The organism is Microbacterium sp. NPDC007973 (assembly GCF_042958465.1).
In the GTDB taxonomy this organism is placed as follows: domain Bacteria; phylum Actinomycetota; class Actinomycetes; order Actinomycetales; family Microbacteriaceae; genus Microbacterium; species Microbacterium galbum.
In genome coordinates this window covers 316517-340744 of the sequence record NZ_JBIBJJ010000001.1, presented here as the reverse complement: position 1 = coordinate 340744, position 24228 = coordinate 316517, and the positions used below count along the sequence as shown (strand labels likewise).

The following is a 24228-nucleotide window of genomic DNA, read 5'->3' as shown; positions in this document are numbered from 1 at the left end:
CGGGGATGGCCCCCACGCCCGCGCACCGTGCGAGGATTGCCCGGTGCCGCGCCGCGTGACCGCTGAACTGGACCTCGATCTCGGGGCATCCGTCGACCTCATCTTCCAGATCTCCGCCGCCCAGGGGGTCCCTCTGCTGAGCGAGGACCTGACGTTCTCGCAGGGTGATCGCGTGCACACGCCCACCGAGATCGTCGACCAGTCCGGCAGTCGCCTTCACCGCGTCACCGGCGAGCAGGGCCCCCTGACGGTGCGGTACGACGCCGTCGTCGCCGGTCCCGCGCAGAGCCCCCGCACGAGCGACCTCGAGACCATCACCTACCTGCGCCCGAGCCGCTACTGCCAGTCCGACGAGGTGTTCTCGCAGGCACGTCGCCAATTCCGCGGGCTCTCCGGTGAAGAGCTGCTGACCGCGGTGTCATCGTTCGTGGCATCCACCGTCACCTACACCCCGGGCCTGAGCCTCGGCACCGACAGCGCGGTCACGACGCTCATGACCGGCCAGGGCGTGTGCCGCGACTACGCCCACGTCGTCATCGCGCTCCTGCGGGCGATGGACATGCCGGCGCGGTATGCCGCGTGCTACGCCCCCGGCCTCGAGCCGATGGACTTCCACGCGGTCGCCGAGGCCTACATCGACGGCGCCTGGTACGTCGTCGACGCGACCCGTCTCGCGGATCGCCGCTCGCTCGTCCGCATCGCGACGGGGCGCGACGCCGCCGACTGCGCCTTCCTCAGCTACCACGGGGGATACGTGGGGCTGGAACGCCTGCACGTCGACGCGGTCTTCGACGACGAGACCCCGGATGCCACGACCCCCGACGACCACGCCGCGCTGGTGCAGATCGGCTGACGCGCTCCGCGGTCGCCTCCGGCGGTTCGTCGTCACGGAGGGTGCCCCGCCCCGCTCCGCCTAGACTTGCAGGGTTATGGATCCCGCAGCCCTCTCCGCAGCCCTCCTCGCCGTCATCGCCCCGCTCGCCGAGGCGCGACGAGAGGGCTCCTCGGCGGGGATCACCGCCGCCGACCTCCCGCTGGAGCGGCCGAAGAACCGCGACCACGGCGACTGGGCGTCCAACGCGGCGCTCAAGCTGTCGAAGGTCGTCGGAGCGAACCCGCGCGAGTTCGCCGCGGAGATCGCCGCCGGTCTTGAGGCGGTCGACGGGGTCGCGAGCGTCGAGGTCGCCGGCCCGGGCTTCATCAACATCCGACTGGATGCCGCTGCCGCCGGCGCGCTCGCGAAGGTCGTCGTCGAGCAGGGCGCCGCGTTCGGAACGAACGATTCGCAGCGCGGGAACACCATCAACCTCGAGTTCGTCAGCGCGAACCCGACGGGACCCCTGCACATCGGCCACACCCGGTGGGCGGCTCTCGGCGATGCCATCGCCCGCGTGCTGCTCGCGAGCGGTGCGACGCTCGTCCGCGAGTTCTACATCAACGACGCCGGCGCCCAGATGGAGCGCTTCGGCCGCTCCGTCGTGGCCGCGGCGCACGGCGAGCCGACCCCCGACGACGGATACGGCGGGGCGTACATCGGAGCGCTCGCCGAGCGGGTGCTGGCGGAGCGCCCCGACCTGCGCGATCTCGATCGCGCCGAGCAGGTGGCCGTCGCCACCGAACTGGCCTATCGCTTCCAGCTGGGCGAGATCCAGGCCTCTCTCGAGCGCTTCAACGTCCACTTCGACGTCTGGTTCTCCGAGCGCACGCTGCACGCGCACGTCGATGCGCAGCCGAGTCTCGTCGACGAGGCGGTCGACCGTCTGCGCGAACAGGGCCATGTCTTCGACGACGAGGGCGCCGTCTGGGTGCGCACCACCGATTTCGGCGACGACAAAGACCGCGTCATCCGTCGCTCCAACGGGGAGTACACGTACTTCGCCGCCGATGCCGCCTACTACCTCAACAAGGGCGACCGCGGCTTCGCGCACAAGATCTACCTCCTCGGCGCCGATCACCACGGCTACGTCCACCGTCTCAAGGCGCTCGCCGGCGCCGCGGGCGACGACCCCGAGAAGGACATCGAGGTGCTCATCGGACAGCTCGTGTCGATCAACGGTGCCAAGCTGTCCAAGCGCGCGGGCAACATCATCGAGCTCGACGACCTGCAGCAGTGGCTTGGCACCGACGCGCTGCGCTACTCGCTCGCACGGTATCCGGCCGACTCACCGCTGACGCTCGACCCCGAGATCCTGCAGAAGCGCACCAACGACAACCCGGTCTTCTACGTGCAGTACGCCCACGCGCGCACGCACAACGTCGCACGCAACGCCGCCGACTCGGGTGTCGACCGCTCGGAGTTCGCCCCGGAGCTTCTCGATCACGAGACCGAGTCGGCGCTTCTCGGTGCCCTGCAGGAGTATCCCCGGGTCGTCGCGTTCGCCGCCGAGGTGCGCGAGCCGCACCGCGTCGCGCGCTACCTCGAAGAGCTCGCCGGCCTGTACCACCGGTGGTACGACAACTGCCGCGTCATCCCGCTCGGTGACGCCCCGGTCGAGTCGGTGCACCGCACGCGCCTGTGGCTCAACGACGCCACCGGTCAGGTGCTCCGCAACGGCCTCACGCTGCTCGGCGTCGGCGCTCCGGAGCGGATGTAGTCCATGACGGACGCGGATGCCGTGGCCCCCCGCCGCCGTTCAGGTCGGTGGATCGCGATCCTCCTCGTGGTCGTCGTGCTGCTGGCGGGTGCCGTGGTGGCCGCCGAGTTCATCGCACGCTCCCTCGTGACGAACACGGTCCGCTCGTTGGTCGTGAAGAACGTCGGCCTGCCCGACGATCAGAACCTCGACGTGTCGGTGAGCGGAATCGTGCTCCCGCAGCTGATCGCAGGGCGCCTCGACGACGTCACGGTCAGCTCGGACGACGTGACCTTGGGCCCCATCACCGGTGACGTCCTCGTGGAGATGCAGGGCGTGCCGGTGTCGGGTGAGGGTCCTGCCGACGGGGGATCGGCCTCGGTGCGTCTCGATGAGGAGCAGTTGCGGACGCTGCTCGCGCAGATCCCCGACTTCCCGTCGGGCACGGTGGCGATGGCCGCCCCCGACCTCACCTTCACGAACGAGCTGTCGCTCTTCGGCGTCGGCATCCCGGTCGGCGTCTCGGTCACCCCGGGCGCAGCGTCCGGCGACCTGACCCTCACCCCGACGTCGTTCGAACTCGGCGGCAACACCATCGACGCCGACACGCTGCGCGCGCAGTTCGGCGGCGTGGCCGACGCGGTCCTCGGCCCGCAGAGCCTGTGCATCGCCGATCGCCTGCCGGCCGGCCTCACGCTGACCTCCGCGACGGTGCAGGGTCAGAGCCTCGTGGCCGCCTTCGACCTCGCGGGCGGGATTCTCAACGACCCCGCCCTTCAGGCCGACGGCTCCTGCAGCTGACCGGCCGCGCATCGCGATCACCGACCGCGTCACCCGTCCTCCGCGTCGGTGAGCGCGACCGCCGACCGGCGTGAGCCTGCCTATGGTCGGGGTCGACGGACGGATGCCGCGACCGCGGCGCGTCATGAGGAGGTCGGCATGTCCGCGGTGTCACGTCGCAGGGTTCTCACCGCGGGCGCGTGGACGATTCCCGTTCTGAGCGTGAGTGCGGCGCTGCCCGCGCACGCGGCGGCGAGTCAGACCGACCGCGTGACGCTCACGATGTCCCGCGCGTCCGCCTACCCGGATGAGACGACGACCGTGCAGGTCACGAGTCTCGGCCCGGATGGGCGGCCCCGCGCGGGCGACGCCGTGTCCCTCTCGCTGGACGACCCCGCCCGCGCGATCATCGAACGACCGACGGGCGTCACGGACTCCTCGGGCGCGTACACGACGTCGGTGCGCGTGCGCACCGATGCCGCCCCCGGGAGCCTCGGCATCACGGCATCCACGTCCTCGGGGGCGACCAGCACGGCGCTTGAGGTGCGGGAGGCGACCGTCATCCGGCACGACGAAACGGGCGCCTCGACGCGCGTCCTCGCGCTCGCGCACGGGTACCAGGACGACATCGCGACCGTCGAGAACCGGGGCTTCGCACACAGCGATCTGCAACCCACCGGACGACACGTGCGAACGAAGCAGGTGCTCCAGGTGGAGGTGCCGGACGGGGCCCCGGCGACCCTGTCTCTCGCGATCGGCGCGCGCGGGCCCTGGAAGGCGTTCAACGGCGGCACGGGCACCGATCTCTCCGTGACGACGCTGACGACGGGAAGTCAGAGCATCACCGCCGCCCAGGACGGAATCGTCTACGTCATCAACCACTCCGACAACCAGGCCGTGGAGCTGACGGTGTCGGGCGGCTCCGCGCAGCCCGTGTGGGTGAAGGACCGGACGACATCGGATGAGTTCGCCTCCCGACTGGCCGCGTCGTCGGCACCCGTCGTCACGCTCGTCGGCGACCGGGTGTTCGTCGACGTTCAGCGACGGGTGATCGACGACATGGCCGCCCGGAACGTCGCGTGGGATCCCGCCGACACCGTGGCGCGGCTCGATCGCGTGCTGTCCTCGACCTGCGACGTCTACGGGCTCAGTTACGCCGCCGTCGGGGTGGCGCGCAAGCATCCCGGGCGCGTCTACTTCAGCGGCGCCGACAGTGGGGCGGGGTGGGCGTTCGCGACGAGTCAGTGGCTGTGCTTCCAGGTCGACACGGGTGCCAGTGAGGCGCTGCTCGCCGACTCCGACTCCTGGGGCATCTGGCACGAGGTCGGACACACGTTCCAGACCCCGTCATACACGTGGAGCGGACTGGGTGAGGTGACGGTCAACATCTCCTCGCTCGCCCTCCAACAGCGTCATACCGGCCACCACCGTCTGGACGAGTGGCCCGAGGTCAAGGACCGGATCGCGCGGTACTTCGCCCAGGCCGTCGGGGACCGGAGCTTCGCGCAGCTGACGGACGAGGATCCGTTCTATCCGCTCTTTCTCTTCGATCAGCTCCGGCAGTCCTTCGGCGAGGGGTTCTATCCGGCGGTCGATCAGGCGTACCGCGTCCGACGGATCCGCGGGCTGTCGATGCCCTCTTCCGACCAGGACAAAAAGGACCTCTTCGCCCAGGTGGCCTCGCAGGTGGCCGATCGCGACCTCGGCCCGTTCTTCACCGCGTGGGGCGTTCCGATCACGTCAGCGGTTCTGACGACGTTGAGCGCGCATCCCGCGCTGCAGAACCAGATCTGGACCGCCATCGACTCCCGCGACGCGCACCGCGAGCGGGAGGTGGGGTACAACCTCCCCATCGGTGCACTGTCGACGGCGAACGTGAGCCTGTACCTCGGCGACCGGACGACGTCGGCAGGCGAGGTGACCGGCCTGTCGACGCTCGCCGGGTCGGCGAGCACCCTCGTCGCGCGCGAGTCCGTCGCGATCAACGTCGGTTCGATGGAGGGGCGGCTTCTCGCGATCCTCCAGTCATCGGATGCCACGCAGGAGGCGCTGTCGCGGACGGTTCCGGTCACCGTCACCTCGGCGCTCGGATTCGTGGGCATCTACGACGTCCGTTCCGGATGGATCGGCATGAGCCGAGACGGGAAGCGCCTCGTGGTCACCTCGACCGGTGTCGCCCCGCACGACTACTACTTCAAGGGGAAGCTGTACTACCAGGTCGCTCTGCAGAACGCGCGGGGGCGGACGCTCGTCACGGTGACCGTGAACGGGGACGACACCCACGACAAGGTCGTGACGGCGCTCGACGGCATGTCGGTGTCGAACGGGTATCGTCTCCTCGTCAACGCCGCGGAGCCCTCCCGGGTGCGCGTCTACGCGGACAGCGTGCAGACCGGGTCCCTGTCCACGACGCCTCAGACGCTGACGATCCGCGGGGGGCGGTTCGTGGTCTGACGGCCGCCCGGAGCCCGGCGGCTGCGGACGCGGGGCGGCGCCACCGGACACGGGAAGGGAGCGGCATACGCGGTGCCCTAGACTGATCGGGCTGCCCGCCGCGTGACTCTCCGCGGGGGTGGCAGCCGTGATCCGCGGCCGTCGCGTCGCCGCAAAACCCGATTGGTCCCTCTGTGTCCGCCTCGCACTCCGCTCTCGTGCCCGAGTGGCTCACCGCCCCGGCCGAAGCGAACGAGCTCGTCGCCCCCGTCTGGCCCGCGTCCGCTCGTCGCGTCGACGACGGCTCCGTCGAGATCGGAGGCGTCTCCGTCTTCGATCTGCGTGACCGCTTCGGCACCCCGCTCTACGTCCTCGACGAGGACGAGGTGCGCGAGCACGCCCGCCGCGCTCGCGCCGCCTTCGACTCGGCGGCGGCGCGTCACGGGGTCCGGGCTCGCGTCTACTACGCCGGAAAGGCGTTCCTGTCGACCGAGGTCGTGCGATGGGTCGTCGACGAGGGACTCTCCGTCGACGTGTGCACGCGCGGCGAGCTCGAGGTCGCCCTCGCCGGGGGAGCAGACCCCGCGCGCCTCGGCTTCCACGGCAACAACAAGAGCGCGCGCGAGCTGGAGCGCGCGGTCGAGGTCGGCATCGGCTCGGTCGTCGTCGACAGCCCCATCGAGATCGAGCGCCTGGCCGCGATCGCCGAGCGCCGCGGCGCCGTGCAGTCCGTGCTCGTGCGCGTCCGCACCGGCGTGCACGCCGAGACCCACGCGTTCCTCGCGACCGCGCACGAAGACCAGAAGTTCGGCTTCTCGCTCGAGGGCGCTGCCGAAGCCGTCGCACGCATCCGCGAGCTCACCAGCCTGCGCTTCGTCGGCCTGCACGCCCACATCGGCTCGCAGATCTTCGACTCATCCGGATTCCGCGAGTCGGCCGCACGCCTGGTCGACCTGCACGCCGACCTGCTGGCCGGGGGAGAGATCCCCCTCCTCAACGTCGGCGGAGGCTTCGGCATCTCGTACACCTCGGTCGACGACCCGAAGCCCATCGAGGAGATCGCCGACGGCATCCTGGACGCCATCGCCGACGAGTGCGCGGTGCGCGGCATCCCGATGCCCGACGTCGCCACCGAGCCCGGTCGTGTCATCGTCGGCCAGGCCGGGGTGACGCTGTACGAGGTCGGGACGGTCAAGACGGTCATGGCCGCCGAGGACCTCGAGCGCACCTACGTCAGCGTCGACGGCGGAATGAGCGACAACGCCCGCCCCGCTCTCTACGGCGCCGATTTCTCCGCGCGCATCGTCTCGCGCACGAGCTCCGAGACCCCGGCGCTCTCGCGCGTCGTCGGCCACCACTGCGAGTCGGGTGACATCGTCGTGGATGCCGAGTACCTCCCCGCCGACGTTACACCGGGCGACCTGCTGGCCGTGCCCGCCACCGGCGCCTACTGCTTCTCGCTCGCGAGCAACTACAACTACACGCCCCGCCCGCCCGTCGTCGCGGTGCGCGGGGGACAGGCCCGCGTGATCGTGCGCGGCGAGACCATCGACGATCTGCTCTCGCGCGACGCGGGCATCCCGGCATCCGCCCCCACCGCAACACCCCACGGAGACACCGCATGACCGACTACCGCACGCTCCGCGTGGCGCTCCTCGGCGCCGGCGCCGTCGGCTCGCAGGTCGCCGACCTGCTGCTCAAGCACGGCGACGAGCTCGCCGACCGCGCGGGCGCCAAGCTCGAACTCGCCGGCATCGCCGTGCGCAACCTCGACTCCAAGCGCGACGCCGACCTCCCGCGCGAGCTCTTCACGACGGATGCCGAGACCCTCATCGTCGGCAGCGACATCGTGATCGAGCTCATGGGCGGGATCGAGCCGGCCCGCACGCAGGTGCTGCACGCCATCGCCTCGGGCGCCGACGTCGTCACCGCCAACAAGGCGCTGCTCGCGACCCACGGCTCCGAGGTCTTCGAGGCCGCCGACCAGGTCGGCGCCGAGGTGTACTACGAGGCCGCCGCCGCCGGTGCCATCCCGATCATCCGTCCGCTGCGCGACTCGCTCGCCGGCGACCGCGTCGTGCGCATCATGGGCATCGTCAACGGCACGACGAACTACATCCTCGACCGCATGGACACCGAGGGCGCCGACTTCGCCGATGTCTTGGCCCAGGCGCAGCAGCTCGGGTACGCCGAGGCCGACCCCACCGCCGACGTCGAGGGCTACGACGCCGCGCAGAAGGCCGCGATCCTCGCGAGCCTGGCCTTCCACACGACGGTTCCCCTGGATGCCGTGCACCGAGAGGGCATCACCTCGGTCGACGCCGCGATGATCGAGTCCGCTCGTCACGCCGGGTACGTCATCAAGCTGCTCGCTGTATGCGAGCGTCTGACGGCCGCCGACGGCTCGGAGTCCATCTCCGTGCGCGTCTACCCCGCTCTCGTCGATCGGTCGCACCCGCTCGCCAGCGTCCACGGCGCCAACAACGCCGTCTTCGTCCAGGCCGAGGCGGCCGGCGACCTCATGTTCTACGGCGCGGGCGCCGGCGGCGTGCAGACGGCCTCCGCCGTGCTCGGCGACGTCGTCTCGGCGGCGCGCCGGCACATCGCCGGAGGCGTCGGGGTGGGCGAATCCACGCGCGCGAACCTACCGGCCGTGCCGATCGGGCACGTCATCACGCGTTACCAGATCACGCTCGAGGTCGACGATCAGCCGGGCGTGCTGGCGACCGTCGCCGGCATCCTGAGCGAGGGCCGCGTGTCGATCGCGACCGTCGAGCAGACCGTCATCGAGGCGGACGAGAACACCCAGACCGGCGGTTCCGCCCGGCTGGTCATCGGAACACACAAGGCCCGCGAGCAGGACCTGAGCGAGACCGTCGAGCGTCTCGCCGCGAGCGGCGTCGTCGAGCGCGTGGTCTCCGTGCTGCGCGTGGAAGGGAACTGACATGGCTCACCTCTGGCGCGGAGTCCTCCGCGAATACGCCGACCGTCTGGGTGTCACCGACGCCTCCACCGTGGTCACGCTCGGCGAGGGCGGCACACCCCTCATCCCCGCCCCGGCGCTCTCGCGCCGCACCGGCGCCGACGTGTGGGTCAAGTTCGAGGGCATGAACCCCACCGGGTCGTTCAAGGACCGCGGCATGACCGTGGCGCTCTCGCGCGCCGTCGAGCACGGCGCCAAGGCCGTCATCTGCGCCTCCACCGGTAACACCTCGGCCTCCGCCGCCGCCTACGCCGCGCACGCCGGTATCACCGCCGCGGTGCTCGTGCCCGAGGGCAAGATCGCCATGGGCAAGCTGAGCCAGGCGGTGGCGCACAACGGCCGTCTCATCCAGATCCGCGGCAACTTCGACGACTGCCTCGAGATCGCGCGCGAGCTCGCCGATCACTACCCGGTGCACCTCGTGAACTCGGTCAACCCCGACCGCATCGAAGGGCAGAAGACCGCGGCCTACGAGGTCGTCGAGCAGCTGGGCGACGCCCCCGACTTCCACTTCATCCCCGTCGGCAACGCCGGCAACTACACCGCCTACTCGCGCGGCTACCGCGAGGAAGCAGCTCGCGGCGTCGCGACGAAGGTGCCCCGCATGTTCGGTCTGCAGGCAGCCGGGTCCGCGCCCCTCGTACGCGGCGAGGTCGTGAAGAACCCCGAGACGATCGCCAGCGCGATCCGCATCGGCAACCCGGCGTCGTGGGAGCTCGCTCTCGAGGCCCGCGAGGCCACCGACGGCTGGTTCGGCGCGATCGACGACGAGGGCATCCTGGAGGCGCAGAAGATCCTCGCGGGCGAGGTCGGCGTCTTCGTCGAGCCCGCGTCGGCTATCAGCGTCGCGGGTCTGCTCAGCCGTGCCGAGGCGGGCGTCGTCCCGTCGGGTGCGAAGGTCGTGCTGACCGTCACCGGGCACGGCCTGAAGGACCCGCAGTGGGCTCTGCGCAAGGCCGACGGCACGACGGTCGAGCCGACCGTGGTCGACGCCGCCACCTCGGAGGTCGCCTCCGTGCTCGACCTGCAGCCGGTGACCGCGTGAGCTCAGGCCCCGGTCGCCGGGTCGCCGTCCGCGTTCCCGCCACCAGCGCGAACCTCGGTCCCGGCTTCGACACCCTGGGCCTGGCCCTCAGCGTCTACGACGAACTCGTCGTCGAGCAGCTCGACGGCGACCGCCTCGAGATCGAGGTCGAGGGGGAGGGGACGGCCGACGTCCCCCGCGACGCGTCGCACCTCGTCGTGCGCGCGATGGCGCACACCTACGCCTCGGTGGGCCGCACCCTCCCCGGTCTGCGGCTGAGCGCGCGCAACGTCATCCCGCACGGGCGCGGCATGGGCTCGTCCGGTGCCGCCGTGGTGGCCGGCATCCTGGCCGCCACGGGCCTGCTCGAGGGGGAGGTCGCCTTCAGCGACGTCGACCTCCTGCGCCTGGCCACCGAGATGGAGGGCCACCCCGACAACGTGGCACCCGGACTGTTCGGCGGTCTGACCATCGCCTGGATGGATGCCGAGGGCCCGCAGCACAAGCAGCTCATCGTGCACCGCGGCGTCTCGCCGCTGGTCTTCGTGCCGAGCTTCACGATGTCGACCGCCGTCGCGCGCAGCCTGCAGCCGCTGCAGGTGCCCCGCGAGGACGCCGTGTTCAACGTCTCGCGTTCCGCCCTGCTGATCGCGGCGATGACGCAGAGCCCCGAGCTGCTGATGGCGGCCACCGAAGACAAGCTGCATCAGAACTACCGCGCCCAGGCGATGCCCGAGACCGACAAGCTCGTGCGGGCGCTGCGGGCCGAGGGGTATGCGGCGGTCGTGTCGGGGGCGGGCCCCAGCGTGCTCGTGCTCGCGGACGGGCCCGGACAGCGACTCGCGGCGGCGGATCTTATGGCATCCGTCGTCGACACCCCGTGGCAGGCCCTCATGCTCGCCGTCGACGTCAAGGGTGGTACAGTGAAAAACGCAGAGGGTTCCGCGTAAATTCGCGAATCTGAGCCTCTGCACACCTGCGAAATCCGCAACACATCGCGAACCCGGTATCGGCTGCAGTCTTCCGAACCGCTGGTGTCTCTTCGTCTGCGTTCTGCATGGCGAAGCGCGATCTGATCACGTTTCATTTTCTGAGGAGCACTCGTGGAGTCCATCTCCGAGACCCAGCCCGTCGACGCGCCCGAGAGCGCGGAGAACCCCGCCGAGGAGCAGCCCACGGCTGCGGCGGACGGCACCGACACCGCGGCGGCCGACGCGCCCGCCGCCGACGCACCCGAGGCGGAGGCCACCGACGGCGAGGGCGCAGACGCCCCGGCCGACGCCGCCGCCGCCGACGCGCAGCCCGAGGCGCTGTTCCCGGCCGACGCCGTCGAGACGCCCGCCGCGGAGCCGTCGGCTGACGCGCCGGCCGCGGACGAGCCGACCGCGGATGCGCCGGCTGCCGACACCGCCGCTGCTGCGGCTGCGGACGACGCCGCCGCCGACGCGCCCGCCACGGAGGAGCCGGCCCCGGCCGAGAAGCCCGCCCGCGCCCCCCGCAAGCGCGCGCCGCGCCGCGCCAAGAGCGCGACCGCCGAGGAGAAGGCTGCCGCCGAGGCCGCCGCTGCCGAGGCCGCCGCTGCCGAGGCCGCCGCTGCCGAGGCTGCCGCGGCCGAGGCCGCCAGCGCGCCCGCCGACACCGAGACCACCGCGCCCTCCGACGAGGCCGCCGCGGAGGCCACGGCATCCGAGGCCCCGGCATCCGAGGCTCCGGCATCCGAGGCTCCGGCCGCCGACGCCCCGGCCGAGGAGCCCGCCACGCCCGTCACGACCGCCGCCGACGTCGCCGCCGACGCGGCGCCCGACGACGAGAACGTGACCGAGCAGTCGGAGCAGGCCGCCGACGCGGGCGACTCCGCCGAGCAGACCGACGAGACCCCGGCTCGCGGTCGCGGTCGGAGCCGGTCGCGCAACCGCAACCGCAACAAGGCCGACGCCGCCGAGAAGAACGACGCCGCGGCCTCCACGTCCTCCGACGAGGCCGAGGCGCCGACGCAGAGCGGTCAGCGCGACGCGAGCTCGCAGAGCGGTCAGCGCGAGAACAACGGCCAGAACGGTCAGCAGGCCCAGCAGCAGCAGGGTCCGGCGAACAGCCGCAACCGCCAGCGCAACAAGCGCCGCGGGCAGAACACGACGGGCGACGAGTTCGAGACCGAGATCGGCGAGGACGACGTCCTCGTCCCGATCGCCGGCGTCCTCGATGTGCTCGACAACTATGCCTTCGTGCGCACCACCGGCTACCTGCCCGGTCCGAGCGACGTCTACGTCTCGCTCGGCCAGGTGAAGAAGTACAACCTGCGCAAGGGCGACGCCGTCGTCGGTGCGATCAAGCAGCCCCGCGAGGGCGAGCAGCAGGGCCGCCAGAAGTACAACGCCCTCGTGCAGGTGGACTCGATCAACGGGCTGTCGGTCGACGACGCAGCCGCCCGTGTCGAGTTCAACAACCTCACGCCGCTCTACCCGCAGGAGCGCCTGCGCCTCGAGACCGGTCCCGAGAAGCTCACGCAGCGCATCATCGACCTGGTCGCCCCGGTGGGTAAGGGTCAGCGCGGTCTCATCGTCGCGCCCCCGAAGGCGGGCAAGACGATCGTGCTGCAGCAGATCGCCAACGCGATTGCGCACAACAACCCCGAGGTTCACCTCATGGTCGTGCTCGTCGACGAGCGCCCCGAAGAGGTCACCGACATGCAGCGCACGGTGCGCGGCGAGGTCATCGCCTCGACGTTCGACCGTCCGGCGGAAGACCACACCACCGTCGCCGAGCTCGCCATCGAGCGCGCGAAGCGCCTCGTGGAGCTCGGTCGCGACGTCGTCGTGCTGCTCGACTCGATCACCCGTCTCGGCCGCGCGTACAACCTCGCCGCCCCCACCTCCGGCCGCGTCCTCAGCGGTGGCGTCGACGCGTCGGCGCTGTACCCGCCGAAGCGCTTCTTCGGCGCCGCGCGCAACATCGAGAACGGCGGATCGCTCACGATCCTCGCGACCGCGCTCGTGGAGACCGGGTCGAAGATGGACGACGTCATCTTCGAGGAGTTCAAGGGCACGGGCAACAGCGAGCTGCGTCTGAACCGCCAGCTCGCCGACAAGCGCATCTTCCCGGCCGTCGACGTCAACGCGTCGAGCACGCGCCGCGAAGAGATGCTGCTCTCGCCCGACGAGGTCAAGATCACCTGGAAGCTCCGCCGCGCCCTGGCCGGTCTCGAGCCGCAGCAGGCTCTCGAGGTCGTGCTCGGCAAGCTCAAGGAGACGCAGTCCAACGTCGAGTTCCTCGTGCAGATGCAGAAGTCGATCCCGGCGCCCGCGCGCGGCGGAGACGACAACAGCATCCGCTGATCGGGGGAGCTGGCGCGATGGCGGAGCCCGCGATGTTCGAGTCGGTCCGCGGCCTGCTCGAGGAGCACAAGGCCGTTCAGGAGGAGCTCTCCGACCCGGCCGTGCACGCGGACGCCGCGCGCGCCAAGCGCGTCAACCGGCGCTATGCCGAACTGTCGCGGATCGTCGCGGCCCACGAAGCGTGGACCGCGGCGTCCGACGACCTCGACGCGGCACGCGAACTCGCCCGTGAAGACGAGGCCTTCGCCGAGGAGGTCCCCGCCCTCGAGGAGCGCGTGGCGCAGACGCAGGAGCGTCTGAGGCGCCTGCTCATCCCGCGCGACCCGGACGACGCGCGTGACGTCATCATGGAGATCAAAGGCGGCGAGGGGGGAGCGGAGAGCGCCCTCTTCGCGGCCGATCTGCTGCGTATGTACCTGCAGTACGCGGCATCCATGGGGTGGAAGACGGAACTGCTCGAGCGCACCGAATCCGACCTGGGCGGATACAAAGACGTCCAGGTCGCCATCAAGGGCTCCTCGAGCGACCCCGCGCAGGGCGTCTGGGCGCACCTGAAGTACGAGGGCGGCGTGCACCGCGTGCAGCGCGTGCCCGCGACCGAGTCGCAGGGCCGTATCCACACGTCGACGACGGGTGTACTGGTGTTCCCCGAGGTCGACGAGCCCGAAGAGGTCGCGATCGACCCCAACGACCTCAAGATCGACGTCTTTCGCTCCTCGGGACCGGGTGGGCAGTCGGTCAACACCACCGACTCCGCCGTGCGCATCACCCACGTGCCCACGGGCATCGTGGTGTCCATGCAGAACGAGAAGTCGCAGCTGCAGAACCGCGAGGCCGGCATGCGCGTGCTGCGCGCCCGGCTGCTCGCCAAGCAGCAGGAGGAGCGCGACGCCGTCGCCGCCGACGCGCGGCGCTCGCAGATCCGCGGCATGGACCGCTCCGAGCGGATCCGCACGTACAACTTCCCCGAGAACCGCATCGCGGATCACCGCACCGGATTCAAGGCGTACAACCTCGACCAGGTCATGGACGGCGCTCTCGGCCCGATCATCGAATCGGCGATCACCGCCGACGAAGAGGCGCGACTCGCCGCCCTCGCCGACGGCTGACCTGCCGACCGCCCTCGTCGATGGCCGACCGGACGGTCCGACTCGTCTGTCGTAGGGTCGAGGGGTGCTCTCCGCCGCCCGCATCGTCGCGTTCGACGACGCACCCCCGCCTCCCGGTGTTTCGCCGTGGGTGGGGGAGCCCGAGCAGGCACGGCGGATCGAGATCGTCGACGCGGATGCCACCTGGCCCCTGACCTTCGCGACGGTGCGCGATCGCATCCACGACGCTCTCGGGCAGCGGGCGATACGCGTCGACCACGTCGGCTCCACCGCGGTGCCCGGGCTGGCGGCGAAGCCCGTGATCGACGTGGATCTCACCGTCGCCGACACCGACGACGAGGATGCGTACGTGCCCGCCCTCGAGGCCGCGGGCTTCGCCCTGCGCGTGCGCGAGCCGTGGTGGCTCGGGCACCGGCTCCTGGTCGCGAGCGAGCCCGCCGTCCACCTGCACGTCTGGCCGCCCGACAGCCCGGAAGCCGCCCGCCACCTGCTCTTCCGCGACCATCTGCGGGTGGATGCCGACGACCGGGCGCTCTACGCGCGCGTGAAGCGCGAGGTCGCCGAGGACGGTCTCATGAGCGCCTACAACGAGCGCAAGCAGGCCACCGTCCGGGCGATCTACGCCCGCGCGTTCGTCGCCGCGGGGCTGATCTCCGGATAGGTCTCAGTCGATCCACGCGGGCGGGTGGGGGAGAGGCCCGCGTCGCGCCTCCAGCTGCGACGCGAGCGACAGCAGCACCGCCTCGCCACCGGGCCTGCCGACGAGCTGCGCCGACACGGGATGGCCCTCGGCATCCGCGGTCACCGGCATCGTCAGCGCCGGGAGGCCCGCGACGTTGACGAAGCTCGAGTACGGCGCGTACTCGACCTGCATCGCGAAGGTGCGTTGGGGAGAGTGCCCGGCGTAGGACCCCACGGGCTGGGGAGGCTGGGCGAGGGCCGGGGTCAGCACGGCGTCGAAAGCCGAGAAGTCGGCGATCGTGCGGCGCTCGAACGCCCGCGCGGCGGCGAGCCCGTTCAGGAGGTCGAGCGCCGACAACCGTCGGCCCTCCCGCACCAGCCACGCGGTGAGCGGCTCGACGAAGTCCATGTCGTCGTCGGTGAGCGGCACGCGAGCGGCGCTGGCGCGCCAGAGCACGTGGAACAGCTCCGCATAGCCCCACGGATGCCAGTCGGCATCCGTCACCGCGTGTCCGGCGTCGCTCAGCCAGGCGCTTGTCACCTCGACCGCCGCGCGGGCGTCCGGATCGAGCGCGATGTCCTCGTCGTCGTCCCACGGTGAAACGGTCGTGACGCCGATGCGCAGCTCCCGTGGCTCGCGCCGGGCCGCGTCGACGAAGGGTCCGCCGCCCGGCGCCGTCGTGGCGTACGAGAAGGGCGCGAGATCGATCAGAGCATCGAGGAGGAGGCCGGCGTCTTCCGCGCTGCGCGCGATCGGCCCGGTCACCGACAACCCGTCCGGCGAATCGAAACCGGAACCGAGCGGCAGGCGCCCGCGCGACGGCTTCAGGCCCAGGACGCCGACCGTCGCCGAGGGGATGCGGATGGACCCCCCGCCGTCCGATCCCACGGCGGCGGGCAGCAGGCCCGCGGCCACCGCGACGGCCGCTCCTCCGCTCGAACCGCCGGCTCCGGCGGAGAGGCGCCAGGGGTCGCGCGCCGGGGAGTGGATGAGGGGTTCGGTGAAACCGGTGAGGCCGAACTCCGACGTGGACGTCTTGCCGATGTTCACGGCGCCGGCGGCGTCGAGGGCCGCGGCGAGGGGGTCGGACGCCGTGGGCACGTGATCGGCGCGCGAGCGCGAGCCGTAGCGGGTGGGCACTCCCGCCCGCGCCACGAGGTCCTTGTCGGCGAGGGGGACGCCCCAGAGCGCTCCGCGCGGCGACGGCGGCAGCTCGGCGATGCGCTGCCGCGCTGCGTCGGGGGAGACCTCGGCGAACGCGCCGAGGTCGGCGAAGCGCTCTGCTCGGTCGAGATAGTGAGCGGTGAGGTCGGTCGGCGCGAGCTCGCCGCGTCGAAGGGCGTCGACCTGGGCGGCGAGCGACAGATCGTGCAGACGGGTCATGTCTCGAGCCTAGGGCGAGCCCCGGTCACCGCAGCGGGCGGGAGGTGCACCGACGCCTCGGCGTGCGAACGAGCGGGCGGCGCCGGCGCCGAGCGTCGCGGAACCGACCGTTCGCCGGCCGCGCGCCCCGCGGCGTCGGGCGGCGCGGAACCGGCCGTTGACCGGTCCCCGCGCCGCGTTCGAGGATGCGGCTCAGATCCAGTACTCCGGGGTCGTGAGCAGAGCGCGGGTGTCTTCGCCGCTGCGCCGCGTGCGCGCTTTCGCGGGCACGCCCACCAGCACGCTGTCGGCCGGGGCGTCTCGGGTGACGACCGCGTTCGCGCCCACGACGGTGCGCGCGCCGAGGGTGATCGGCCCCAGGATCTTCGCTCCCGCGCCGACCGCGACGCCGTCGTGCAGCGTGGGATGACGCTTGCCGCCCTCGCGCTGCCGACCCCCGAGCGTCACGCCGTGATACAGCATGACGTCGTCGCCTACCTCCGCCGTCTCGCCCACGACGACACCCATGCCGTGGTCGATGAAGAAGCGTCGACCGATCGTCGCTCCCGGGTGGATCTCGATGCCGGTGAGCCAGCGGGTGACCTGTGAGAGAGCGCGCGCGGGGAAGCGCAGCCCACGCGACCACAGGCGATGCGCGACGCGGTGCGCCCAGACGGCGTGCAACCCGGGGTACAGCAACGCGATCTCGAGACCGCCGCGCGCCGCGGGGTCGCGGAGCTTGGCGGAGGCGATGTCTTCTCGGATGCGGGAGAGGACCCCCACGTCAGTCTTCGCGCAGGTGCTCGTACAGAGCGGTCGAGAGGTACCGCTCGCCGTACGAGGGGATGATGACGACGATGTTCTTGCCCGCCGCTTCGGGACGCCGCGCCACCTCGAGAGCCGCCCAGATGGCGGCACCCGACGACATCCCGACCAGGATGCCGTCCTTCGCGGCCGTCTCCCGTGCCAGGCGGATCGCGTCGTCGAACTCGACGTCGATCACCTCGTCGATGATGTCGCGATCGAGGATGGCGGGCACGAAGTTCGGGCCGATGCCCTGGATCTTGTGGGGCCCGGGGTGCCCCTTGGTGAGCACGGGGGAGTCGGCGGGCTCGACGGCGACGATCTTCACGTCGGGGTTGCGCTCCTTGAGCACCTGGCCGACGCCGGTGATGGTGCCGCCCGTGCCGATGCCGGCCACGAAGTAGTCGACCTCGCCCTCGGTGTCACGCAGGATCTCCTCGGCGGTGGTCTTGCGGTGGATGGCGGGGTTGGCCTCGTTCTCGAACTGGCGGGCCCACACGGCGCCCGGGGTCTCGGCGACGATGCGCTTGGCCTCGTCGACCGCGTGCGACATGCCCTTGGTGGGGTCGGTCAGCACGAGCTCGGCGCCGAACGCCTTGAGCAGGATGCGACGCTCCTTCGACATCGAGGCGGGCATGGTCAGGATGACCTTGTAGCCGCGCGCGGCACCGACCATGGCCAGGGCGATGCCGGTGTTGCCGCTGGTGGACTCCACGAGCGTCCCGCCGGGCTTGAGCTCGCCCGAGGCCTCCGCCGCGTCGACGATCGCGATGCCGAGGCGGTCTTTGACGCTGGAGGCGGGGTTGTAGAACTCGAGCTTCGCGAGGATCTGCCCGCCGGCGCCCTCCGCCACGCGGTTCAGCCGCACGAGCGGCGTGTCGCCGAATGCAGAGGTGATGTCGGAGTGGATGCCGGGCATGGCTCGCCTTTCGCCGTCGGTCGGGACGCGATCATTTTAGGCGAGCCCTTCGACGGGCCGGCTCGTGTGACGCCGCTTGACGACACGACCCGCCCCCGTGCACCCGTCGGCCCCACGCGAGCCCGGACCGTGCACACCGCCCGACTAGGCTGGGCTTCCGTCATGCCTGAGACCGCCCCTCTCCCCGCCCCCGCGGCCGCCTCGGTCGCCGACGTCGTCCGCGACACGGCAGCCCGCCTCCGCAGCGCGGGCGTCCCCGACCCCCACGTGGATGCCGAACTGCTCGTCGCCCATGTGCTGGAGTCCTCACGAGGCGGTGTGCAGGCCGCGGCGATCCGCCGCGACCGCATGCCCGACTCGGCGGCCACCGCCCTCGCGCCCCTCGTCGACCGCCGCTGCGCGCGCGAGCCCCTCCAGCACCTCACCGGACGCGCCCCCTTCCGGTCGATGGGGCTCGCCGTCGGCCCCGGCGTGTTCGTCCCGCGCCCCGAGACCGAGATGGTGGCCCAGCTCGCGATCGACGCCCTACGAGCGGCGGCCTCCGACGCCCCCGTCGCCGTCGACCTCGGCACCGGCAGCGGCGCGATCGCGCTCGCGATGGCGACCGAGGTGCCGCACGCGCGCGTCTACGCGGCGGAGAACAGCGTCGACGCCTTCATCTGGACGAAACAGAACCACGCCCTCATTGGCGCCGACAACCTCTCGCTCGCGTTCATCGACCTCGCCGACGCGTTCCCCGAACTCGACGGGACGGTGTCGGTGGTCGCGTCCAACCCGCCGTACGTGCCCGACGACGCCATCCCCCGCGATCCCGAGGTGCGTCTGTTCGACCCGCCCGCCGCCCTCTACGGCGGCCCCGACGGCCTGAATGCCGTTCGCGAGCTCAGCCGGGTGGGTCTCCGACTCGCCCACCCCGGCGGCACGATCGTCATCGAGCACGGGGAATGGCAGGGGGAGGCGATCCGCGCCCTCCTCACCGCCGATGGGTGGCGCTCGGCATCCACTCATCCCGACCTGACCACGCGCGACCGCGCGACCACCGCGATCCGCCCCTGACGCACCGGGTGACGACGCGCCGCGCACGGCGCGACTAGACTGGCGCGCGACATGTCACCCGTCTACGACTGCCGTGACGAGTCGCAGCTGCTGTCCGGGATGCGCCACGCGCGTCAGGCGATCGGCCGAGGCGAACTCGTCGTGCTCCCCACCGACACCGTCTACGGAATCGCCGCCGACGCGTTCAACACGCGCGCCGTCGCGGGGCTCCTCGAAGCGAAGGGGCGCGGACGTCAGCAACCGCCGCCCGTCCTGGTCGCGGGTGTGAGCACGCTGCGCGCCCTGGTCGCGGAGATTCCTCCCGCGGTCGACGACCTCGTCCGCGAGTTCTGGCCCGGGGGCCTCACGATCGTGCTCCCCGCGCAGCCGTCGCTGTCGTGGGACCTGGGCGACACGCACGGCACGGTCGCGGTGCGCATGCCGGCGCAGAAGCTCACCCTCGAACTGCTCGAAGAGACCGGCCCCCTCGCGGTGTCGAGCGCCAACCTGACCGGCATGCCGGCCGCCGTCGACATCGACGCCGCGCGCGACATGCTCGGCGACAGCGTCTCGGCCTACCTCGACGCCGGTGTGAGCGAGACGGGGGTCGCGTCGACCATCGTCGACGCCACGCTGCTCGTCGGCGGGTCCGAGCCGGTGGTGCGCGTCCTCCGCGAGGGCGCCGTCTCCCGCGAACGCCTCCGCGAGGTGCTCGGCGATCTGCTCGAGCCCGACCCGGTCGACGACCGCGACGCCCCGACCCCGGCGGGCGCGCCCTCCGACGTCTCCCCGGACGACGCAGCCCCGGATGACGAGGCTCCGGGTCCGTGACCCAGTACCTCCTCACCATCCTCTTCACGGCGGCGGTCACGCTCGCGCTGTCGTGGGTGGTGTGGAAGCTCGCCCTGCGCTTCAAGCTGTATCCCGGCATCCGGGATCGGGATGTGCACAAGACGCCCACGCCCCGCTTGGGCGGGGTCGCGATGTTCCTCGGCGTGGTCGCCGCCTTCGCCCTGTCGAGCCGGAACCCCTACTTCTCGATCTTCTGGACCGATCCCGTCCCGGTGCTCTCGCTCCTGGGCGCGGTGCTGCTCATCGTCCTGGTCGGAGTGGCCGACGACCTGTGGGATCTCGACTGGATGATCAAGCTCGGTGCGCAGTTCGTCGCCGCCGGGATCATCGCGTGGTTCGGGCAGCTGCAGATCCTCTCGCTGCCCATCGGCGCCCTCACGGTCGGATCGAGCTGGGTGAGCTTCCTGCTCACCGTCTTCGCGCTCGTCGTCGTCATGAACGCCGTCAACTTCATCGACGGACTCAACGGCCTCGTCGCCGGTGTCTGCCTCATCGCCAACGGCGTCTTCTTCGCCTACTCCTACCTGCTGGTACGCGATACCGGGGCCAGCACGTACTTCAACCTGGCCTCCTTCATCGCGGCGGTCCTGGTCGGCGCCTGCCTCGGCTTCCTGCCGATGAACTGGACGCCCGCGAAGCTCTTCATGGGCGACGCCGGGGCCCTCATGCTCGGCCTGCTGATGGCCAGCTCGGCGGTCGCCATCACCGGTCAGCTCGACCCGGCGGTGCTCGACCCCGAGAAGATCGGCCGCTCGCAGCTCCTGGGTGCCTTCATCCCCATCCTGCTGCCGGTGGTCATCGTGCTGCTGCCCCTGCTGGACTTCGGCCTCGCGGTCGCACGGCGCCAATGGGCCGGTCGCTCGCCCTTCTCTCCCGACCGCAAGCACCTGCACCACCGCATGCTCGACATGGGCCACACCGACCGGGATGCCGTCCTGATCTTCTACAGCTGGACCGCGGTGGTGAGCCTCGCGTTCCTGCTCATGTACATCGGTACCCAGCAGAGCTGGCCCGGCGACTACGCCATCGGGATCGCCTTCGGCGTGACCGGCGTCATCGCCTGCGCCGTCCTGACCCTCCTTCCCTCAACGCATCGTCTGCGGCGGCTCTCCCGTCGCGTCCGACCCACCCGACCGGAGTCCCCTTCATGAGCAGCGTCTCTCCCGCCCCCCGTCGACCTCTCTCCAGTACGCCCGTGCTGCGCACCGCGCTGGTGTGGGGCGGTGTCGTCACCGCGGTGCTCCTGGTCGTGGGCGGCGTCGTCGGCTTCGCCGTCGGGGGAGCGGGCGGCCTCGGCAGCGCCCTCGCGGGGGTGGCCGTGAGCGCGATCTTCCTCGCCGTCACCGCGACGAGCATCCTCGTCGCGAACCGGTGGTTCGGCGACCCGCTCTACGTGCCCATCTTCTTCGGCATCGTGCTCGGGGGGTGGCTGCTGAAGCTCATCCTGTTTATCGTGGCGATCGTCGTGCTGCGCGGACAGGACTGGGTCGATCCGGTGGTGTTCTACGTCGCACTGGTCGTCAGCGTGATCGCGTCCCTCGCCGTCGACGTGGTGGTCCTCCTGCGCATGCGGATCCCCAGCGTCAGCGACATCACGCTCCCCACCGACCCCGAAGCGGGCGAACGGCGCGCCTGACCGGCCCATAACCCACCCGCCCGCCCCGTCGCGCACGTTAGTCCGGCGGCGAGACGATCGCCTTCCGCGGACTCATGGATTCGCCGGGAGTTTGATAGGGTGGCATAAGTACCCGCCCGCGATGGGAAATCTTCTCCAGGTTCGCACTTCGGGTACCATCACCGACCATCGTCGCAACGGTTCACACCGATGCCCCGAAGCTGGAGCCAGCGCTGTCCACTCAAGCTGCGACCCTGATCACGAACTTCGCGTCTGCGGGTGCGGAGTTCCACCCGCCCTCCATCTCCGAGTTCTTCCCCGACGCGGTCCTGTTCGAGGGCACGATCTTCGCGATCACCCGCATCAACCTCACGCAGATGCTGGCGACGCTCGCGCTGATCCTCTTCCTCGTGCTGGGCACCCGCCGCATGAAGGTCGTCCCCGGCCGCTTCCAGAGCATCGCCGAGATGGGCCTCGACTTCGTCCGCGTGAACATCGCCGAAGACATCCTGGGTCGCAAGGACGGCAAGCGGTTCCTGCCGATCCTCACCACGATCTTCTTCATGGTGCTGTTCATGAACATCACGGGTGTCATCCCGTTCCTGAACATCGCCGGTACGAGCGTCATCGCCGTGCCGCTGCTGCTCGCGATCGTCGCGTACGTCACCTTCATCTACGCCGGCATCAAGAAGAGCCCCGGCGGCTTCTTCAAGAACGCGTTGCTGCCCTCGGGCGTGCCGTGGCCGCTGTACATCATCATCGTCCCGCTCGAGTTCCTCTCGACCTTCATCATCCGCCCCGTCACCCTGACGCTGCGTCTTCTGATGAACATGGTCGTCGGCCACCTCATGCTGGTGCTGTTCTTCTCGGCCACCCAGTTCTTCGTGGTCGGGCTCAGCGGTTGGTGGACGGCGCTCGGCGCCGGCTCCCTCGCATTCGGCTTCGCCTTCACCCTGTTCGAAATCTTCGTCGCCTTCCTCCAGGCGTACGTCTTCGCGATCCTCACCGCGGTCTACATCCAGCTCGCGGTCGCAGAAGAGCACTGAGCGGCCCGGCGCACGCCGAGCCACCCAACGAAAGGAAAAAACCCGTGGACGCAACTACGGTTCTCGCCCAGGTCACCGGTAACGTCGCCACGATCGGCTACGGCCTCGCCGCCATCGGCCCCGCCATCGGCGTGGGCATCGTCGTCGGCAAGACGATCGAGGGCGTCGCCCGTCAGCCCGAGCTCGCGGGCCGCCTGCAGGTCCTGATGTTCATCGGTATCGCCTTCACCGAGGCGCTCGCCTTCATCGGTATCGCGACCGGCTTCATCTTCACCTGAACCGGCCGCTCTCGACTCACTGTAAGGAGACAGGATGCTGAACGCTCTTGTCACACTCGCCGCGGAGCCCGCGGGAGAGGCGCACAACCCGCTGATCCCGGCGTGGTACGACATCATCTGGTCGGCCGTGTGCTTCGTCGTCATCATCTTCGTGGTGTGGCGTGTGGCCCTGCCGCGGATGGCGAAGCTGCTCGACGAGCGCAGTGCTGCCATCGAGGGCAACATCGCCAAGGCCGACGAGGCTCAGCGACAGGCCGAGGCCGCCCTCGAGGAGTACACCGCGCAGCTCGCCGAGGCGCGCCGCGAAGCCGGTGAGATCCGCGAGTCCGCAACCCAGGACGGTCGCAAGATCGTCGCCGAGGCCAAGGAGACCGCTGCGTCCGAGGCAGCCCGCATCACCGCCAGCGCGCACGCGCAGATCGAGGCCGAGCGTCAGACGGCCCTCGTGCAGCTGCGCTCCGAGGTCGGTACCCTCGCGGTCGACCTCGCCGGCAACGTGATCGGTGAGACCCTGTCGGACGACGCGCGCGCCAACGCCGTGGTCGACCGCTTCCTCGCCGAGCTCGAGGCCTCCGAGAAGGCGGCCAAGTAATGGGCAGCGCGACCACTCAGGCCCGGACCGCGACGTCGGAGGCCCTGGCCTCCGCGTCGGGTGTCGATCTCGACGTCGCACGCGAGCTGTTCGCTGCCGTGGCCGCCGTGAGCGGATCGGCGCAGCTGAGCGGCGCGCTGTCCGACTCGTCGGTGCCGGCGGGAGCCCGGGCGGCGCTCGTCTCGGCCGTGTTCGGTCCGTCGTACCGGCCTGCCACGGTGGAGCTGCTCTCTCGCGCGGCTCAGCAGCGCTGGTCCAGCGCCGCGGAGTTCGTGGAGGGACTCGAGGAGCTCGCTGTGCGGGCCACCTCGGTCGCCGAGACCGGTGACATCGAGGCCGAGCTCTTCTCGTTCTCGCGCACGGTCGCCTCCAACGGCGAGCTGGAGCTCGCGCTCGGTGGCCGTCTCGGCGACGCATCCGCGAAGGGCACGCTCGTCTCGACCCTCCTCGATGGGCGCGCGAGCGCCGGCACCGCCCTGATCGTGTCGTCGCTCGTCGAGCACGCGCGCGGTCGTCGGGTCCGTGCCCTGCTCCGCCGCGCGGAGCGCATCGTGGCCGATCAGCGATCGCGCATCGTGGCCACCGTGTCCGCCGCCGCACCGCTGAGCGCCGACCAGCAGACCCGTCTGCAGAACGCTCTCAGCGCACGTTACGGCTCGGCTGTCACGCTGAACACCGTGATCGACCCGACCGTGCTCGGTGGTCTGCGCGTGCAGGTCGCCGACGACGTCATCGACGCGAGCGTGTCCGCACGTCTCGCCGACCTCCGCCAGCGGATCGCCGGCTGAAGACTTTCCGCCCGAGCGGGC

General features: G+C 70.9%; 22 protein-coding genes. 19 read left to right on the top strand and 3 right to left on the bottom strand.

Translation table 11 applies throughout. From position 1 onward, the window contains the following. Positions 1 to 43: 43 nt before the first annotated feature. The 11 genes from ACFZA2_RS01650 (at position 44) to ACFZA2_RS01600 (ending at position 14895) form a co-directional block, all read left to right on the top strand. Positions 44 to 853, top strand: coding sequence for a transglutaminase family protein (locus ACFZA2_RS01650; protein WP_391399733.1), 810 nt, complete (start codon positions 44 to 46; stop codon positions 851 to 853). Between the two features lie 76 nt (positions 854 to 929). After that, entirely contained in the window at positions 930 to 2594 is a 1665-nt protein-coding gene (locus ACFZA2_RS01645; protein ID WP_391399730.1) for an arginine--tRNA ligase, read from the top strand. A 3-nt stretch (positions 2595 to 2597) separates the two neighbouring features. After that, a complete protein-coding gene (locus tag ACFZA2_RS01640; protein WP_391399728.1) occupies positions 2598 to 3374 on the top strand; it encodes a DUF2993 domain-containing protein in 777 nt (258 codons plus the stop codon). Between the two features lie 201 nt (positions 3375 to 3575). Further along, positions 3576 to 5807 carry a M60 family metallopeptidase gene (locus ACFZA2_RS01635; protein WP_391399725.1) on the top strand — a complete coding sequence of 744 codons (2232 nt, stop codon included), beginning with the start codon at positions 3576 to 3578 and terminating at the stop codon, positions 5805 to 5807. 173 nt (positions 5808 to 5980) lie between these two features. Beyond that, entirely contained in the window at positions 5981 to 7411 is a 1431-nt protein-coding gene (gene lysA / locus ACFZA2_RS01630; protein ID WP_391399722.1) for a diaminopimelate decarboxylase, read from the top strand. After that, positions 7408 to 8730 (top strand): homoserine dehydrogenase, encoded by a 1323-nt coding sequence (locus ACFZA2_RS01625; RefSeq protein WP_391399719.1) that lies wholly within the window; start codon positions 7408 to 7410, stop codon positions 8728 to 8730. Before lysA ends, ACFZA2_RS01625 begins: the two co-directional genes overlap by 4 nt. A 1-nt stretch (position 8731) precedes the next feature. Beyond that, on the top strand, positions 8732 to 9814 hold the full coding sequence (thrC, locus tag ACFZA2_RS01620) for a threonine synthase (protein ID WP_315993188.1): 1083 nt from the start codon (positions 8732 to 8734) through the stop codon (positions 9812 to 9814). Then, positions 9811 to 10743, top strand: coding sequence for a homoserine kinase (thrB, locus tag ACFZA2_RS01615; RefSeq protein ID WP_391399716.1), 933 nt, complete (start codon positions 9811 to 9813; stop codon positions 10741 to 10743). Before thrC ends, thrB begins: the two co-directional genes overlap by 4 nt. A gap of 153 nt (positions 10744 to 10896) precedes the next feature. Continuing rightward, positions 10897 to 13125, top strand: coding sequence for a transcription termination factor Rho (gene rho / locus ACFZA2_RS01610; RefSeq protein ID WP_391399713.1), 2229 nt, complete (start codon positions 10897 to 10899; stop codon positions 13123 to 13125). A 32-nt stretch (positions 13126 to 13157) separates the two neighbouring features. Then, the gene (gene prfA, locus ACFZA2_RS01605; protein ID WP_391401485.1) at positions 13158 to 14234 is read left to right on the top strand and encodes a peptide chain release factor 1; all 1077 of its coding nucleotides are present in this window, start codon (positions 13158 to 13160) and stop codon (positions 14232 to 14234) included. Positions 14235 to 14298: 64 nt separating this feature from the next. After that, positions 14299 to 14895: a GrpB family protein gene (locus tag ACFZA2_RS01600; protein WP_391399710.1), complete on the top strand. Its 597-nt coding sequence runs from the start codon at positions 14299 to 14301 to the stop codon at positions 14893 to 14895. A 3-nt stretch (positions 14896 to 14898) separates the two neighbouring features. On the opposite strand, the gene ACFZA2_RS01595 is transcribed toward ACFZA2_RS01600, so the two are convergent. The 3 genes from ACFZA2_RS01595 to cysK form a co-directional block, all read right to left on the bottom strand. After that, the gene (locus ACFZA2_RS01595) at positions 14899 to 16299 is read right to left on the bottom strand and encodes an amidase (protein WP_391399707.1); all 1401 of its coding nucleotides are present in this window, start codon (positions 16297 to 16299) and stop codon (positions 14899 to 14901) included. Between the two features lie 192 nt (positions 16300 to 16491). Beyond that, positions 16492 to 17061 carry a serine O-acetyltransferase EpsC gene (epsC, locus tag ACFZA2_RS01590; protein WP_391399705.1) on the bottom strand — a complete coding sequence of 190 codons (570 nt, stop codon included), beginning with the start codon at positions 17059 to 17061 and terminating at the stop codon, positions 16492 to 16494. A 1-nt stretch (position 17062) separates the two neighbouring features. After that, the gene (gene cysK / locus ACFZA2_RS01585; protein ID WP_315993182.1) at positions 17063 to 18001 is read right to left on the bottom strand and encodes a cysteine synthase A; all 939 of its coding nucleotides are present in this window, start codon (positions 17999 to 18001) and stop codon (positions 17063 to 17065) included. A 162-nt stretch (positions 18002 to 18163) separates the two neighbouring features. On the opposite strand from cysK, the gene prmC reads away from it, so the two are divergent. The 8 genes from prmC to ACFZA2_RS01545 all read left to right on the top strand — a co-directional run bounded on the left by prmC (position 18164) and on the right by ACFZA2_RS01545 (position 24207). Then, complete coding sequence (prmC, locus tag ACFZA2_RS01580) at positions 18164 to 19057, top strand: peptide chain release factor N(5)-glutamine methyltransferase (RefSeq protein ID WP_391399701.1); 894 nt, start codon at positions 18164 to 18166, stop codon at positions 19055 to 19057. A gap of 51 nt (positions 19058 to 19108) precedes the next feature. Beyond that, positions 19109 to 19867 carry an L-threonylcarbamoyladenylate synthase gene (locus ACFZA2_RS01575; protein WP_315993180.1) on the top strand — a complete coding sequence of 253 codons (759 nt, stop codon included), beginning with the start codon at positions 19109 to 19111 and terminating at the stop codon, positions 19865 to 19867. Then, on the top strand, positions 19864 to 21039 hold the full coding sequence (locus ACFZA2_RS01570; protein ID WP_391399697.1) for an MraY family glycosyltransferase: 1176 nt from the start codon (positions 19864 to 19866) through the stop codon (positions 21037 to 21039). The genes ACFZA2_RS01575 and ACFZA2_RS01570 overlap by 4 nt, the downstream gene beginning before the upstream one ends. Further along, positions 21036 to 21524, top strand: coding sequence for a hypothetical protein (locus ACFZA2_RS01565; protein ID WP_391399694.1), 489 nt, complete (start codon positions 21036 to 21038; stop codon positions 21522 to 21524). The genes ACFZA2_RS01570 and ACFZA2_RS01565 overlap by 4 nt, the downstream gene beginning before the upstream one ends. Positions 21525 to 21736: 212 nt before the next feature. Continuing rightward, a complete protein-coding gene (atpB, locus tag ACFZA2_RS01560) occupies positions 21737 to 22549 on the top strand; it encodes a F0F1 ATP synthase subunit A (protein ID WP_391401482.1) in 813 nt (270 codons plus the stop codon). 44 nt (positions 22550 to 22593) lie between these two features. After that, positions 22594 to 22827 (top strand): F0F1 ATP synthase subunit C, encoded by a 234-nt coding sequence (gene atpE / locus ACFZA2_RS01555; RefSeq protein WP_043360904.1) that lies wholly within the window; start codon positions 22594 to 22596, stop codon positions 22825 to 22827. 34 nt (positions 22828 to 22861) lie between these two features. Then, positions 22862 to 23419 carry a F0F1 ATP synthase subunit B gene (locus ACFZA2_RS01550; protein WP_315993177.1) on the top strand — a complete coding sequence of 186 codons (558 nt, stop codon included), beginning with the start codon at positions 22862 to 22864 and terminating at the stop codon, positions 23417 to 23419. Further along, positions 23419 to 24207 carry a F0F1 ATP synthase subunit delta gene (locus ACFZA2_RS01545; RefSeq protein ID WP_391399689.1) on the top strand — a complete coding sequence of 263 codons (789 nt, stop codon included), beginning with the start codon at positions 23419 to 23421 and terminating at the stop codon, positions 24205 to 24207. Before ACFZA2_RS01550 ends, ACFZA2_RS01545 begins: the two co-directional genes overlap by 1 nt. Positions 24208 to 24228 lie beyond the last annotated feature (21 nt).

Excerpts from the sequence above, each read along its gene's own strand:
- ACFZA2_RS01565 (WP_391399694.1), top strand. The coding sequence starts at position 21,036 with ATGAGCAGCGTCTCTCCCGCCCCCCGTCGACCTCTCTCCAGTACGCCC.
- ACFZA2_RS01625 (WP_391399719.1), top strand. The coding sequence starts at position 7,408 with ATGACCGACTACCGCACGCTCCGCGTGGCGCTCCTCGGCGCCGGCGCC.
- cysK (WP_315993182.1), bottom strand. The coding sequence starts at position 18,001 with ATGCCCGGCATCCACTCCGACATCACCTCTGCATTCGGCGACACGCCG.
- ACFZA2_RS01550 (WP_315993177.1), top strand. The coding sequence starts at position 22,862 with ATGCTGAACGCTCTTGTCACACTCGCCGCGGAGCCCGCGGGAGAGGCG.
- ACFZA2_RS01545 (WP_391399689.1), top strand. The coding sequence starts at position 23,419 with ATGGGCAGCGCGACCACTCAGGCCCGGACCGCGACGTCGGAGGCCCTG.
- ACFZA2_RS01575 (WP_315993180.1), top strand. The coding sequence starts at position 19,109 with ATGTCACCCGTCTACGACTGCCGTGACGAGTCGCAGCTGCTGTCCGGG.
- ACFZA2_RS01645 (WP_391399730.1), top strand. The coding sequence starts at position 930 with ATGGATCCCGCAGCCCTCTCCGCAGCCCTCCTCGCCGTCATCGCCCCG.
- prfA (WP_391401485.1), top strand. The coding sequence starts at position 13,158 with ATGTTCGAGTCGGTCCGCGGCCTGCTCGAGGAGCACAAGGCCGTTCAG.
- thrC (WP_315993188.1), top strand. The coding sequence starts at position 8,732 with ATGGCTCACCTCTGGCGCGGAGTCCTCCGCGAATACGCCGACCGTCTG.
- prmC (WP_391399701.1), top strand. The coding sequence starts at position 18,164 with ATGCCTGAGACCGCCCCTCTCCCCGCCCCCGCGGCCGCCTCGGTCGCC.
- ACFZA2_RS01595 (WP_391399707.1), bottom strand. The coding sequence starts at position 16,299 with ATGACCCGTCTGCACGATCTGTCGCTCGCCGCCCAGGTCGACGCCCTT.
- ACFZA2_RS01640 (WP_391399728.1), top strand. The coding sequence starts at position 2,598 with ATGACGGACGCGGATGCCGTGGCCCCCCGCCGCCGTTCAGGTCGGTGG.